Raw genomic sequence first — 14303 nt, 5'->3', positions numbered from 1 at the left:
TTTGATTTAAGTAATAAATATTCTCAGCCAGTTAATAAAATATTACCTAATAGCTTCGCCCATACAATAAATAGTCAATTGTAAAACTGTGGACTTTGTCCTATTGACTATTAGCTATTGCTTTTAGCTAGTTTTTTTGGCAGCAGTAGTTGATGATTTGGCTTTTGTTGATTTGCTACGCGAACTAGTTGTGGATTTAGTGGTTTTGCGAGTGGATTTACCGCTTGATATTTTGCTTGCTAGCAACTCCAATGCTGTATCCAGCGTTATATTTTCTGGTGATGTACCTTCTGGAAGACTGACATTGGTTTTGCCGTGCTTGATATAAGGCCCATATGGTCCATCATAGATATTTACAGGTTCGCCATCTTCAGGGTGAGTTCCCAATTCTCGTAAAGCCGCCTTAGATTTGCTACTGGTGCTGCGTCCTTTTTTCGGTTCAGACAATAATTCTAAAGCACGTTCCAAGGAAATTGTCAATACATCGTCACCTGCTTTGAGGGAACGATAGTCTTTGCCTTCCTTGGCGTTATGCACGATATAAGGCCCGAAGCGTCCCAAATTTGCTTGAATGGTTGCGCCTGTTTCTGGATGTGTGCCTAGTGTCCGGGGTAGGGATAAAAGACCAATAGCCATGTCTAAGGTGACATCTTCTGGCTTGACACCCTTGGGTAGAGAAGCTTGTTTAGGTTTAGGATTTTCATCAGACTTATCACCCAATTGCACGTAAGGTCCATAGGGGCCTATGAGTACGTAAATTGGTTCACCTGTTTCGGGGTGACGTCCTACCTCGTCCGGGCCAGAGGTTTTTTGCTTGAGCAAGGTTTCTACCTTTTGGGGATCGAGATCAGCAGGCGTCAAATCTCTAGGAATTGATGCTGTAACGACACCATCACCATTTTCAACTTCAATGTAGGGGCCAAATTTACCGATGCGGATTTTGGCGTTTAAGTTTTCTAGTTCTACAGTTCTAGCTTGGTTGGCATCAATTTGATCTTCTTTTTGCTTGACCAGGGTTTCTAGACCATTATCTCCTAGATAAAATTTCCGCAAATATGGTAGCCACTCAGCTTCACCAGCAGCGATATCATCGAGAGTTTGCTCCATTTTGGAAGTAAAACTGGGATCAACGACATCATAGAAGTATTTTTCTAGCAGTTCAGTTACAGCAAAAGCAGTGAAACTGGGAATGAGGGCATTATTAGTCAGTTGGGCGTACCCTTTGTCAATAATCGTGCCAATAATGCTGGCATAGGTACTAGGACGTCCAATACCTTCGCTTTCTAAGGTTTTTACTAAAGTAGCTTCAGTAAACCTGGCTGGGGGTTGGGTTTCGTGCTTGACTGTTTCCAATTCTTGACAGTCAGGATGATCCCCGACTTTGAGGTCAGGTAAAATGATTTCTTGGTCTTCTAATGCAGCTTCGGGATCGTCAGATCCTTCGACATATGCCCTTAGGTAGCCAGGAAAATCGATGCGTTTACCAGAAGAACGGAAACCAGCATCTTCCACTTGCAGTTGCACGGTGATTTGGGTTTGGCGAGAGTCAGCCATTTGACAGGCGACGGTACGCTTCCAAATTAAGTCGTAGAGTTTGAGTTCGCGATCGCTCAAGCCTGTTTCTTGGGGAGTACGGAAGCTACTACCCGCCGGACGAATCGCTTCGTGAGCTTCTTGTGCGCCTTTAGATTTGGTGGTGTACTGTCGGGGTTGGGGGCTGAGGTATTGCTTACCGTAAAGTTGTTCTACACAGCTACGGGCAGCTGCTATAGCCTGTTCCGATAAATGTACCGAGTCTGTACGCATGTAGGTAATATACCCCTGCTCATACAAACTTTGGGCAATTCGCATGGTATCCCGTGCTGAAAGCCGCAATTTGCGGTTAGCTTCCTGTTGCAGCGTGGAAGTGGTAAATGGCGGTGCTGGTTTGCGCGTTACTGGACGTTCTTCAATATCTGTAACTTTCCAAATTTTATCACTCAGGCGTTGTTTGAGGGCTTCTGCTTCGGCTTGATTGAGCAGCACGACTTTGCGATCAGCGACTATTTTCCCTGTGGTAGGGTCAAAATCACTACCAGTTGCTAGTCTAGTTCCTGCTAAGGTGACAAGTACAGCAGTGAAGGACTGCTCTTTGCTCTTTCCAGTTTGCGGTGGGGTTAAAGTAGCTTTCAAATCCCAGTATGTCGCTTGTTTGAAAGCACGGCGTTCTCGTTCTCGGTTCACCAGCAACCGCACTGCTACCGACTGTACACGACCCGCAGATAATCCCCAAGCGATTTTTTTCCACAGCAGAGGAGACAGAGTATAACCCACAAGTCGATCCAATATTCGCCGTGTTTCTTGGGCGCGAACTAACTGCTCATCGATACTGCGACAGTTTTGCAGAGCTTTTTTGATGGCTTCTTGAGTAATTTCGTGAAACACCATCCGCTTAGTTGGGACTTTGGGCTTGAGCAACTGGTACAAATGCCAACTAATGCTTTCACCTTCTCGGTCTTCGTCTGTTGCCAAAATCAGTTCAGAAGCGTCTTTGAGAGCTTCTTTGAGCTGAGTGACAACTTTCTTTTTGTCCTTGGGAACGACATACAGTGGTTCAAAGTCGGCGTCTACATTTACCCCGAGCTGCGCCCATTTTTCCCCTTTGACATTGGCGGGAATTTCGCTAGCCGACTGGGGTAGGTCACGTACATGACCCATAGATGCTTCTACCCGATAGTTTTTTGGCAGGTAGTTGCGAATGGTACGAGCTTTGGTCGGAGATTCGACGATGACAAGAGTTGACATGGAAATTTCAAAAAAAAGAATAGCTGCTAAGCTAGACAGTCACCTTTAATTTGAAATAAGTAAACTAAAGGAAATTGATGAATACATAAAGTTTATATATTTAGCATCTTGCTTAAGACATAATTTTAGGTTTTCACTTTAGTAGATTAAGTTTGGCGATCGCTCTCAAAGTTTCTATAAGAAATCAAACTAATAATAATTATAAAATATAATATTTCTATTTATTAAGACCTAGTATAGAGACAAATTATTGCGTCAGTTGAAGCATAAGCAACAATAATAGGATTGACCGTAAAAAATGATACATTTTGCTCAAAAATATGGCATAAAAGGGCAAATATAGCCTTGCTGGAATAAGATATATGTTAAAATAAGCTTGGAGAATGAAGTTCGGCGGTGGTGTTCTTGTTTTTGTTGAAAACTGCAAGTGGCTCTCCGGATGAACGGCTCTGCATATGCATAACTGAATTCTGGAGAGATTAATGTCAATTTACGTAGGCAACCTATCCTACAGTGTTAGCCAAGAAGAGCTAAGCGACGTATTTTCAGAGTATGGCACTGTGACGCGAGTTCAACTTCCCACAGATCGGGAAACGGGTCGCTCACGAGGTTTTGGTTTCGTAGAAATGGAATCAGAAGCAGCAGAAACGGCTGCCATTAATGCTTTGGATGGCGCCGAATGGAAAGGTCGCGTAATGAAAGTTAATAAAGCAAGACCTCGGGAGGAAAAAAGCGGACGCTCCGGCGGTGGTAGCTGGGGAAAAAGTAACAGCGGTGGATACTCTCGACGTTATTAAGGCTTGAATGAACTTATAAAGCTCAATCTCAAGAGCAATTGCTAGAAGGCATAAATAATAAATATTTGCCAAGCGCAATATAATACTTAAGAAGAGCAGATTCAGTATGTTACTGAATCTGCTTATTGTTTTGAAATGTGTTGGTGGTTCATGGTTGATAGTTGGTAGGTGGTTTTTGCAACGAACAATCAACAACCAACTATCAACAATCAACTAATTTGATGCTATTAATCCCGTAATACAGACAGATTTAGGAAACTTTAGTTAAAAACACAATAGAATTAACACAGTTGGTTCCTTAAATGTCTAATAGCCAAAACCTATACAGCTCATGGATTTTGCTAATGTTGCATCCCAGTTGAATGCTGGAACGATATTACCAGAGGGAATTGTGGTCTTAACCCTCTTGGGGGTTTTGATAGTGGACTTGATTTTGGGGCGCAATTCTTCACGCTGGATTGGGTATCTAGCGATCGCAGGTTTGTTAGCCTCCATAGTCGCCCTCTATTTTGAATGGGATAATGCCAATCCCCTGTTTTTTGCCGGTGCTTTTAACGGTGACAACCTCAGTATTGTCTTTCGCGGTATTGTGGCTTTGTCCGCAGCTGTGACAATTTTGATGTCAATTCGCTACGTTGAACAAAGTGGCACCGCCTTAGCAGAATTCATAGCGATTTTGCTAACAGCTACCTTGGGAGGAATGTTTTTATCAGGCGCTAGTGAGTTAGTGATGATTTTCGTCTCGCTAGAAACCTTGAGTATTTCCTCTTATTTGCTGACTGGTTATACCAAGCGCGATCCCCGTTCTAATGAAGCAGCACTGAAGTACCTGTTAATTGGTGCTGCAAGTACGGCGGTATTTTTGTATGGCGTCTCTCTGCTGTACGGTTTGTCTGGTGGACAAACGGAACTCAATGCGATCGCTAATGGTATTGCTAGTGCTAACCTATCTCAATCATTGGGTATAGTGATTGCCCTGGTATTTGCCATTGCAGGTGTTGGCTTCAAAATCTCCGCAGCACCCTTCCACCAGTGGACACCAGACGTTTACGAAGGCGCACCCACCCCAGTCATTGCCTTTTTGTCTGTTGGTTCCAAAGCTGCTGGATTTGCCCTTGCTATTCGTTTGCTGACAACTGTTTTTCCTCTTGTCGCCGAAGAGTGGAAGTTTGTCTTCACCGCCTTAGCAGTGCTGAGTATGGTGTTGGGTAACGTCGTCGCCTTAGCACAAACCAGCATGAAACGGATGTTAGCTTATTCATCCATTGCCCAAGCGGGGTTTGTGATGATTGGCTTGATTGCCGACACCCAAGCCGGATATGCCAGCATGATATTTTATTTGTTGGTCTATCTGTTTATGAACCTGTGCGGCTTTACTTGCGTGATTCTCTTCTCTCTGCGGACGGGAACTGACCAAATTGCCGAGTACTCTGGTTTATATCAGAAAGATCCCCTGTTGACTTTGGGATTGAGTATTTCCCTGTTGTCCTTGGGTGGTATTCCGCCCTTAGCTGGGTTCTTCGGAAAGATTTACCTATTCTGGGCTGGTTGGCAAGCAGGTCTTTACTGGTTAGTTTTGTTGGGGTTAATTACTAGTGTTGTCTCCATCTACTACTACATTCGCGTAGTGAAAATGATGGTGGTCAAAGAACCCCAAGAAATGTCCGACGCTGTGAAGAATTATCCCGAAATTAGTTGGAATTTGCCTGGGTTTAGGCCTTTACAAGTGGGTTTGATAACTACTTTGATCGCCACTTCGATTGCCGGAATTTTGTCGAATCCATTATTTACCCTGGCTAACAATTCTGTGACCGACATCCCTACTTTGCAAGCTAAAACAGTTGATAGCACACAAGTAAGTGCGATTTCTACTGAGCAAACCGACAGACCGTAGATTTAATTGCAAATACTTGTTCTGTTTACAATTTTGCAACTAGGACGCCTGGCATTTTTGTCAGGCGTTTTTGCGTGTTTAGATTCTATAAGTTCTACCTGGACTTTAATTCTCCAACTCGCCAATTCTATGCGATCGCATACTTGCACATGAAAAATACCAATTTTTTAGATCAGCTTTCCACTTAAATCTGAGTATTAAAAACTACTTCAAACAGAATTATAAATAAAATTTTTACTTAATCTATGCCTTTAGTTTCAGCAATATACCATTTTTGACGGATAATCTTTATACCGTAGTGTTAACTTCTTTCCTTAGACAGTAGTGGTTAAGTATCAGGAATGATTTAGTTTACATGTGTTACTTACATGATAAATATACAAGCAATCAACTTAAGATTTGATTTATGGCATACCAAAATCAACAATCTAATCAACCAACACAAGCGGCAACAGGAAATAGAGGTAACGGTGTGAGTACATTTCTGTCTAGTATGGCAGTGCTACTTTCTACCTTGGCTTTGGTGTGCGGTGGCTATGCAATTTACCAAGTTCGTTCTCACACTACAAAGAACACTGGATGCTTTAAACACAAAAATTAGTAGTAGTGCGATCGCTCCTAGCCAAATCGATAATACTCCTGCTGCCAATACTAACCAAACATCTACACCAGCACCTGAAGTATTCTCATCTCCCGAGGTAACAGCACAATCAGCAACTACTTCCAGTGAAACAATCCAACCTGGTCAATTTGTCCAGCCTGCCTTTGGCAAAAAAGCTGAAGTAGAGTTACTTTCAGTTAAACGGATTAAAGATCCAGAAACCGGAAACCGTGATGTCGTGAATGTACAAATGCGTATCCGGAGGCTAGCTGCGGACAGGGTAAGTCCTGCTGAATTAATAGGGGTTTCCAACACCACAGCCCGCAATCCTGAAACGAGTGAAACTTATAAACCTATTAGCTTTGACCGTTCTACTGGTAGTGTTTCTTTATTTTCGCTGCGTCCCAATGCTTCGGCTGATGCCTACGTTTGGTTGAGAATTCCTCAAGATGTCAATACCCTAGACATCTTTGTGCCAGATACAGCTGCATTTAAAAATGTGCCAATTTCCAATTAAAAATTAGCTAGATCCCCACAGGGGATAGCCCACAAAGAGGACATGAAAACCTTTTTCCCATAACCCCTAATCCCCAGAGGGGACCGATGAGTTCCCCGATCCCCGATTCCCTATTTCCAAGACAGCCATGACAGTTATCGTCTTCGGTAGTATCAATCTAGATTTGGTGGCAACTGCACCCCATTTACCACTTCCAGGAGAAACACTGTTAGGACATGATTTTTTGAAAGTCCCTGGAGGTAAAGGTGCAAATCAAGCGGTAGCATTAGCACGACTGGGAATTCCTACACAAATGGTGGGACGTGTAGGCGCACAAAGTTTTAGTGCAGAACTGATTGATAGTTTGCAGGCTGCTGGTGTACAAACAGAAAATGTGTTGCTAGACGAAACTGTTAGTTCTGGTGTTGCGATCATTATCATTGACGATGCAGGTCAAAATCAAATAGTCGTCATTCCAGGTGCCAATGGATGTGTTAATCAAGAAGATGTGACTAGAATGTCGCGTCTATTGCCAGAAAGCTCTGCACTTCTTTTACAATTAGAAATTCCCATATCTACGGTACTTGCAGCAGCACAAGCAGCAACAACAGCAGGAGTAACGGTAATTCTTGATCCTGCACCTGCCCAGTCTAATTTACCAAATGAACTTTACTCTTTGGTAGATATCATCACTCCCAATGAAGTGGAAGCAGGGCAATTAGTGGGTTTTGCTGTCGATGGACAAGAGTCGGCAAAAAAAGCAGCCGAAGCTTTGCTAAACAGGGGTGTGAAAAATGCGATCGTGAAATTAGGTGCCCAAGGTGTAGTTTGTGCCACATCTACTGAAACCTTTTTTGTTCCTGCATTTCCCGTCAAGGCGGTAGACACGGTTGCAGCGGGAGATGCATTTAATGGTGGTTTAGCCGCTGCACTTTCTCAAGGACTTCCTTTACGTCAGGCGATAGTTTGGGGTGCAGCAGCAGGTGCAATAGCAGCGACTAAATTAGGCGCACAAACTTCGCTTCCAGATCGGTTAACGTTTGATACGTTTCTCAAGGAAAGGGGAATTTGACTTAGCACAGCTTTGCGTAAAATTGTAACTTTTTTAAACGCAGAGGAGCGCGGAGTCAACGCAGAGAAACGCAGAGTCTTTTCTATGAAATACTGTACTTAGGAGAGAATAGCATTTAGTCATCTAGGTTGGCTGGTACATTTTTCGGCACAATCCACAAGTAAACATATTTATTATCTACCTGCGCCACTTGTTGTGGTTTCCACTTACCCATATTAAACCTGTGGGAAACGATGCGAGTACCTGGTTTGAGTTCTTTTAACAGCTTAGGTCGTAGTTTTAAATTGATATCGGGTAGTAAGTAGAGTGTTACTACTGTGGCATCTGTTAAATTAGTTTGGAATAAGTCTTGCTGACGAAACTCAACGCGATCGCTCACTTCTGCTTTTTGAGCATTGTTACGGCTTTGTTGCACGAGTCGAGGATTAATTTCCACACCTACAGCACGACGAGCATTATATTTCTGCACAGCAGTAATAGGAATTCGCCCATCACCACTACCCAAGTCATAAACAACATCATTGCTGTTGACTTTTGCTAGTTCCAACATTGTGTTCACTACTCGTTGTGGTGTTGGCACATAGGGTACATCTGCTTGATTTTCTTGAGATTTCTTGACAGGAATAGGAACTTGTGCATCTACTTCAAAATCACCTGTTAAAGTGCTTCCTGTCACACCAAATACAGCACTAACTCCAGTGATTAGTAACAACAAAATTCTTTGATCAATCATTATAGATATGCCCCGCTCCAACTAGTTGATATTTAAACTAGACTATGCATCAAAAAACTTCTCATAGCACAACTTTTCTATTCCAACCAAGCAAACCGCTAGCAAAGCGATCGCTAAGTGATTAATAAGGGAACTCTTAACGGTCAACCGAGGATAATGGTAAGGGGGACTATTAGCCCAACCAAAACTTGTCATTTATAGAAGTGAGAGTCTCTTACTTCCAAATAAAGCGCAGGAAATAGGGAAATCTATTCCCTATTCCCAATTTCCTGTTCTCTTCTTCAATGATTGTCTATAACAAATCACAAGAATTTAATCTTATTCCTTTTGGCATAAATCTATTATCTATAAGCAAATCTCTTGACAGAGATATTCTTATATAAAGTTTGCTACATCTATAATATTGGTTTTGTCTAGTAATGAATATTGAAACATAACTCTCTACCCAGAGAGTCGAGATTTTGCCATTATGTATTTGTCAGCTTTATGCTAATCATTCAACAATGCTTAAATAAATTTCACAAAGGGTTATCTATATGTATAATCAGGAAAAATTTATACAACATCTAGCAGCTGCAACAAATTTAAATCAGAATCTTCAGGGTGAAGTAAAAGTAGATAATAGTCAAGTTGATGGAGGAAGCATCCCCGATGCAAAAATTATTCTTGCTGGAGGTTCTTTTGGCTTCATCATCATTTGGGCAGTATTTTTAGTATTTTTGTCTAGAATGAGGAGATTAGCACAAGATAATAAATTAATTTTCTCCATCCAACCTTCACATAAAGTTCCCTGTAGAAACTGTCATTATTTTTCACACAACCATCATCTCAAGTGTGCAGTACAACCTTCAATCGTTTTGACAGAAGAAGCAATCAATTGCACTGACTACTGCCCCAAACATGAAAAAAATACCAACAAAAATCACTGAAGTTATGAAACTAATATTTCCATCTTTTCAGACTATAAGCTTCTAATTGTTTTGAGTAGTTTTCATTACTTTCAGTTCACCATTGCCATTTATTTATATTATTGCTGGACTTACGCACAACTAACAAAAAATTTGAACCGCAGAGGACGCATACACGGAGAAATAGGAGTTTGAGAGTTTTGTTGCGTAAGTCCTATATTGTTGTAATAGTTATCATTATGCTTTACTGTATTAGTACAGCACCGCCGAGAAAAATCTTTATTCCTTATGTCTTCTGCCTGCAACATAGCTGTTTTTTTGTCAGAGTATTAAAATACTGATTAAAGCTCAATTAATACCAATAGTTGTAAATTTCAGTAAGTGAGAAAATACCTGAAATCAACTTTCTGAAAGTTCAATTACTCGACTTATAAACCCAGTCGCAGATAGACATCTCAAATGTCATAGACCTCTTGCAAAAGTACCCTTTGCAAGAGTAGGGAAAAGGTTAAAGGGTAAAGGATTTTTTAATTCCTTTAACCCTTCCCCTTTCACCTTTCCCCGACTTCTGCAAGAAGTATAATGTCGTCGTAAATAATATAGCAATTGGCAATGGGATTATTAGTGCAGATAGTAGGTGTGGGGCTAGTAATTTTATCACTTATAGATATTTACCTAACTGTGTTATTTCCTCGCCTTGGCAGTAGCTTACTTAGTCTGTCATTAGGTAAAGGAATGTGGCGATTGTTTCGATTACTGGCGCGTACTGTTCCCTGCAAAGATGAAAAACTACTTTCCCATAGTGGCCCTACATTAATAATCGTCACAGTAACATTATGGGTATCCTTGCTAATCTGTGGATTTGCTTTAATCGTCTGGGTTGATTTGGGTTCGGCTATTCAATCTAATAATGGGTGGACTGATACTGATTTTGTTAGCGCGCTTTACTACAGTGGCTTTTCACTGACGACGCTTGGAACAGGAGATTTGTCACCAAAAACAGACTTTCAACGACTGCTGATGATATTAGAAGCAGCACTTGGCTTTTCGATCTTTACCTTAACTATTACTTATCTATTATCAATTTATAGCGCCCTGATCAGACGCAACACCTTTGCTTTGAGCTTACACCACCGCTCTGCTGGTACAGCAGACGCAGCAGAAATACTAGCCAGGTTGGGAGCTAGTGGCGAACTCAGCGGTGTACAGCAAGATATTTCTGACATGGCAAGAGACTTAATTAATTTGCTGGAGTCACAGCATTCTTACCCAGCGCTACTGTTTTTTCGCTTTCGACAAGCTTATTATGCTCTACCACGAATACTACTTTTAGCAATGGATACAGCTACTTTGATTAAAAGTGCATTGAACACTGAAAAGTATCGTTCACTAGTACATTCCACAGCAGTAGCAGAATTATGGGGTGGAAGTCTACAACTGCTGACTGAGTTATCTAGCTTTTTTTTGCCCAAGAGTCGTTCAAATTTCCATATTAATGAGTCGCTAGAACAGGTGTGGCGAAAGCGATATTATGACGCAGTGGAAAAGTTGAGAGGCGAGGGAATAGAGACAGCAATAGATTTAGAGACAGGTGCTTGTTTGTACATCTCTCTACGCCGCAAGTGGAATCCCTATTTAACTAGGCTGGCTAATTACATGGGCTATAACTGGAGTGAAATAGCTCCCTTTGAAAAGAATTGAGTCTAGCTACGACAATAGCAGCTAACTAAATTAACTGTTCTCCCCCTTGCCCTCTTTGTATCCTTGGTCGCCAAATGTATCAGAATTATAGTGAAACGGTATCAAGGGGTAGTTGGAGTCACCGTTGGAGTTGCTGGCGGAACTCCTGCTGGTGGAGTATCAGCGGGTGGTGGAGAACCAGCTGGTGGTGTAGTTGTTGGGGTTTGTGTAGCAGGCTCACAAGCACCTATAAGTATGCTTATGCCAACAGTTGAAGCTAGAAAAAGTAATTTTTTGTTCACAACTCCTCCTTTAACAATTGAGAGGATGAGCAAAGAAGCTATTTAGAGATTTGCTTTATCCTGAGTGATTTGGTCATCCTTTACATCCACCAATAGTAGTAGCACATGTTTTTGTGCTAACGTCGTAAAAATAATTGTGTAATGTAGTAAGTGTTGTTAACTCGCCAAACTCCGACTCCTGTTTCTGTAAACAATGGACGTAGGATGTTTTCACGATGTTCTGGACTTTTTAACCAACCGTCTACTGCAACTTTGACAGGTTGATTTATATTCGTTCCTTTAAACAGGTTTTCTCCTACCACCCAGTAAACTATTCCCGCAGTTTCAACCCGCTTAGCGGGGGTACTACCATCAGCCCCCGTATGGCTGAAAAAGTTGTTTTCTGCCATCTGGCGGCTATAGTTACGGGCAACCTCTGCCAGTCTTTCATTATTTTGCAGTGGCTGGAGTCCTTCCTTTTGACGCACTTGGTTAATGCTTTGACGGACTCCTGCTTCGATTTTTGCAGTGCTAGCAGACTGAGAAGCAAGTGCAGGTTTTCGAGATTGATTTGAGGGTATTTCGACTCTGGGTAGGGGTGGCAAATACTCTATTGCTCTTTCACACCCATTTGTTAGGAGAGCGATCGCTACCCCTATCAACCAAAATTTTCTAAAAGTAGTCATCGGGTAAGTTTTAATCAGTTTTTACCTTGATCAACAAACACTTGCAGTGGATTCAGATTCACCTCTAATCGAGTTGTTCAACTCTAAGTCTCGACAGCATCTGGCAATAGAAATATTTGCTTATCTGTTCAGAAAAATTGAGGAACAATCAAGTTGATAGTCACAATCAGTATCAAAGATAAATAAATGACTCAATTCAATTTATTTGGTATTTTTTATGTCATTTTTCTGAGGATTTTTATCTTATCTTTTCACAATCTTTAAATTGCATTATCTTAGAGAAATTTACGAGTTATTACTTCAATAGTAAATTAACTTTTGGTTTGAAAATCCAAATCAAACTATAGATAGAGAAATAATAAGATTTCGATTCCTAGACTTGATGAAAAATGTTCGACTCTAATAATTTTTGGCAATCAATTTCTGCATTAAAAACTTAATTTATCAGTCGGCATTTTAAAGATGTAATCTAATGCAAAATTTAACAAATAATTCTTAATCAATTAATCAATTAGTTAATTGATTAATCGATGTTGCTATCTCTGACAAAAGTTCTGAAATTGAGGATAGCAGCAGATTTGTTGTTCAAATTTCTCACATGGAGTTTTCAGCTATGAATACAAAAAATTCCAGGAATTTGTTTAAGAGCATTGCCACTTTGGTTGGCATTGCTAGCGTTAGCGCTTGCTTTAGTCTCCCAGTCAAAGCTCAAGTCAATCCTAATCCTAGCATTTTTGAAGAGTATTCTCATAATCAGGGTAATCTCGCTCAAACTACCCCTGGTGTAGGTCAAGATAGGGATACTTCTCCTGGTACAACTACCCCTGGTGTTACTCAACCAGGTACAACTACCCCTGGCGTCACTCAACCAGGTACAACTACCCCTGGTGTTACTCAACCAGATACAACTACCCCTGGTGTTACTCAACCCGTACAAGACACAACTACACCAGGAACTAATCAACAAAATAATGGTAATGGCGTACGGGCTTTGTGGTAAATCAAAATAATACCCGTGAACTTGCCATCATTATGGAGAATAGGGAGTTGACAATGAGAGTATTCATTAATACTCAAAATTATTAATCTATACCTGTCAGCCCCCTTTTTCCCCTCTTAATTTATTTAATGATGGTGATGGTGATCATGGGCTACTGCTAGTTGTGGGTTAACCGTCATTGCTTCTTCTGCCAACAAATCAGCAATATGAGCATCTGCCCATTGTGCTGCCATTGCTAAAAAGTCTGGGTGATCGTTGACACAAGGCATTTGCACGTAGTTGATCTGAGAATGTTTTTTCTCTAGCGTATGAATAATGTGGTGTACATCTAAGAGAGTTTCGTGGTTTTCTGTAGCAAAGCCGATGGGCATAAACATCACAGCTTTTGCACCCAACTGAATGAGATTTTTCGCTGCTTGTTCGACATTGGGCTGTGTCCATTCAATCAGTGGTGTATCGTGATTTAACCAACCGATGGAAATCAAAGGATAGCGGTTGATTAATTTATCTCGGATCAAGTCGTAGAGTGCTTGACTTTCGGTGATTCCTGAGGTGAAGCCTTTGGCTTTATGGGGACAACCGTGATTCATCAAGACAATACCAATTTCTGCTGGTAGATAGGTAGCAGCTAAATCGCTAGCTATTTTCTCTTCTACAAGACGCACCATCATGTCAATGTAGGCGGCTTCGTTGTAGAAAGAAGGAATGTAGCGTAGGCCTTTTACCCAGTGTTCGCTACCATCAGTCAACTGGGATAAAGCTTTATTGACTTGCTCGATCGCAATCCCACTGGTGAAGATAGAATCAACTACCAACAGTGGGTAAATTAAAAGTTTATCAAAACCTTGATTTTTGATTTCTGCTAGAACCTGATGAGGAAGAAATGGGGCGCAGAAGTTGAAGGCTTTGAAAACTTGGACGCGATCGCCCCACTTTTGCTGTAAATTCTTCTCAATGCCAGCACGCTGCTTTTCAAATATGGCATTGTGGGGAGAAATAAAATCATTGTGTTGGTGGCCCCACTCATGGCGGTCAAATAAAGCCAAAATTCTAGCTAAGGGTGGATAAATCCAAGCTGGTACTGGTGCAAATTTTGCTGTTAGTAAGTGTAATGCTTGTTCGTTATAGTTAGCAAAATCTTCGTAGCTTTCGACTTCGCCATAGCCCATCAGCAACACAGCTACTCGCTGTTGACCTGAGGATTGCTCATGGTTATGTTCTAGTTTTTCCGGTGTGGCAACCACAATTTTATTCCTCAATAAATTTCGGTTGTTGTTTTTCTTACTTATTAATCTATTATCCTATCCCCCTGGATGGGATATATACAAAACGAAATACATTAATTCAAAATTTCATACCTAAGAATGAGTT

13 protein-coding genes are annotated in these 14303 nt (G+C 41.2%); 9 read left to right on the top strand and 4 right to left on the bottom strand.

The features are described from left to right. Window positions 1-123 precede the first annotated feature (123 nt). Entirely contained in the window at window positions 124-2784 is a 2661-nt protein-coding gene (topA, locus tag UYI_RS0120660; protein ID WP_016868573.1) for a type I DNA topoisomerase, read from the bottom strand. Window positions 2785-3266: 482 nt separating this feature from the next. On the opposite strand from topA, the gene UYI_RS0120655 reads away from it, so the two are divergent. The 5 genes from UYI_RS0120655 (at window position 3267) to rbsK (ending at window position 7644) form a co-directional block, all read left to right on the top strand. Continuing rightward, window positions 3267-3581, top strand: coding sequence for an RNA recognition motif domain-containing protein (locus tag UYI_RS0120655; protein WP_009459299.1), 315 nt, complete (start codon window positions 3267-3269; stop codon window positions 3579-3581). A 331-nt stretch (window positions 3582-3912) separates the two neighbouring features. Beyond that, window positions 3913-5475, top strand: coding sequence for an NAD(P)H-quinone oxidoreductase subunit N (locus UYI_RS0120650; RefSeq protein WP_016868572.1), 1563 nt, complete (start codon window positions 3913-3915; stop codon window positions 5473-5475). Between the two features lie 406 nt (window positions 5476-5881). Continuing rightward, the gene (locus UYI_RS39115) at window positions 5882-6076 is read left to right on the top strand and encodes a hypothetical protein (protein WP_235147985.1); all 195 of its coding nucleotides are present in this window, start codon (window positions 5882-5884) and stop codon (window positions 6074-6076) included. Next, complete coding sequence (locus UYI_RS33025) at window positions 6012-6593, top strand: hypothetical protein (RefSeq protein WP_016868571.1); 582 nt, start codon at window positions 6012-6014, stop codon at window positions 6591-6593. Before UYI_RS39115 ends, UYI_RS33025 begins: the two co-directional genes overlap by 65 nt. A 127-nt stretch (window positions 6594-6720) precedes the next feature. Then, on the top strand, window positions 6721-7644 hold the full coding sequence (rbsK, locus tag UYI_RS0120640; RefSeq protein ID WP_016868570.1) for a ribokinase: 924 nt from the start codon (window positions 6721-6723) through the stop codon (window positions 7642-7644). 115 nt (window positions 7645-7759) lie between these two features. On the opposite strand, the gene UYI_RS0120635 is transcribed toward rbsK, so the two are convergent. Further along, the gene (locus UYI_RS0120635) at window positions 7760-8377 is read right to left on the bottom strand and encodes a methyltransferase domain-containing protein (RefSeq protein ID WP_016868569.1); all 618 of its coding nucleotides are present in this window, start codon (window positions 8375-8377) and stop codon (window positions 7760-7762) included. 536 nt (window positions 8378-8913) lie between these two features. On the opposite strand from UYI_RS0120635, the gene UYI_RS0120630 reads away from it, so the two are divergent. The 3 genes from UYI_RS0120630 to UYI_RS38360 all read left to right on the top strand — a co-directional run bounded on the left by UYI_RS0120630 (window position 8914) and on the right by UYI_RS38360 (window position 11313). Continuing rightward, a complete protein-coding gene (locus UYI_RS0120630; RefSeq protein ID WP_016868568.1) occupies window positions 8914-9306 on the top strand; it encodes a hypothetical protein in 393 nt (130 codons plus the stop codon). A gap of 591 nt (window positions 9307-9897) precedes the next feature. Next, the gene (locus UYI_RS0120625) at window positions 9898-10986 is read left to right on the top strand and encodes a potassium channel family protein (RefSeq protein ID WP_016868567.1); all 1089 of its coding nucleotides are present in this window, start codon (window positions 9898-9900) and stop codon (window positions 10984-10986) included. A 90-nt stretch (window positions 10987-11076) separates the two neighbouring features. After that, window positions 11077-11313, top strand: coding sequence for a hypothetical protein (locus UYI_RS38360; RefSeq protein WP_016868566.1), 237 nt, complete (start codon window positions 11077-11079; stop codon window positions 11311-11313). A gap of 70 nt (window positions 11314-11383) precedes the next feature. On the opposite strand, the gene UYI_RS0120615 is transcribed toward UYI_RS38360, so the two are convergent. Then, window positions 11384-11932 carry a CAP domain-containing protein gene (locus tag UYI_RS0120615; RefSeq protein WP_016868565.1) on the bottom strand — a complete coding sequence of 183 codons (549 nt, stop codon included), beginning with the start codon at window positions 11930-11932 and terminating at the stop codon, window positions 11384-11386. 613 nt (window positions 11933-12545) lie between these two features. On the opposite strand from UYI_RS0120615, the gene UYI_RS0120610 reads away from it, so the two are divergent. Next, complete coding sequence (locus UYI_RS0120610) at window positions 12546-12932, top strand: hypothetical protein (protein ID WP_026086075.1); 387 nt, start codon at window positions 12546-12548, stop codon at window positions 12930-12932. Between the two features lie 125 nt (window positions 12933-13057). On the opposite strand, the gene UYI_RS0120605 is transcribed toward UYI_RS0120610, so the two are convergent. Beyond that, on the bottom strand, window positions 13058-14176 hold the full coding sequence (locus UYI_RS0120605; protein WP_016868563.1) for a ferrochelatase: 1119 nt from the start codon (window positions 14174-14176) through the stop codon (window positions 13058-13060). Window positions 14177-14303: the final 127 nt, after the last annotated feature.

The organism is Fischerella muscicola PCC 7414 (assembly GCF_000317205.1).
GTDB classification, from domain to species: domain Bacteria; phylum Cyanobacteriota; class Cyanobacteriia; order Cyanobacteriales; family Nostocaceae; genus Fischerella; species Fischerella muscicola.
Note: the sequence above shows the minus strand (reverse complement) of the source record. Positions and strands in the feature narration are given on the sequence as shown.

Bases quoted from the DNA above. Each gene is read 5' to 3' on its own strand.
- rbsK (WP_016868570.1), top strand. From the start codon at position 6,721: ATGACAGTTATCGTCTTCGGTAGTATCAATCTAGATTTGGTGGCAACT.
- UYI_RS39115 (WP_235147985.1), top strand. From the start codon at position 5,882: ATGGCATACCAAAATCAACAATCTAATCAACCAACACAAGCGGCAACA.
- UYI_RS0120635 (WP_016868569.1), bottom strand. From the start codon at position 8,377: ATGATTGATCAAAGAATTTTGTTGTTACTAATCACTGGAGTTAGTGCT.
- UYI_RS0120650 (WP_016868572.1), top strand. From the start codon at position 3,913: ATGGATTTTGCTAATGTTGCATCCCAGTTGAATGCTGGAACGATATTA.
- UYI_RS0120610 (WP_026086075.1), top strand. From the start codon at position 12,546: ATGAATACAAAAAATTCCAGGAATTTGTTTAAGAGCATTGCCACTTTG.
- UYI_RS0120655 (WP_009459299.1), top strand. From the start codon at position 3,267: ATGTCAATTTACGTAGGCAACCTATCCTACAGTGTTAGCCAAGAAGAG.
- UYI_RS0120625 (WP_016868567.1), top strand. From the start codon at position 9,898: ATGGGATTATTAGTGCAGATAGTAGGTGTGGGGCTAGTAATTTTATCA.
- UYI_RS33025 (WP_016868571.1), top strand. From the start codon at position 6,012: ATGCAATTTACCAAGTTCGTTCTCACACTACAAAGAACACTGGATGCT.
- UYI_RS0120630 (WP_016868568.1), top strand. From the start codon at position 8,914: ATGTATAATCAGGAAAAATTTATACAACATCTAGCAGCTGCAACAAAT.
- UYI_RS0120615 (WP_016868565.1), bottom strand. From the start codon at position 11,932: ATGACTACTTTTAGAAAATTTTGGTTGATAGGGGTAGCGATCGCTCTC.
- topA (WP_016868573.1), bottom strand. From the start codon at position 2,784: ATGTCAACTCTTGTCATCGTCGAATCTCCGACCAAAGCTCGTACCATT.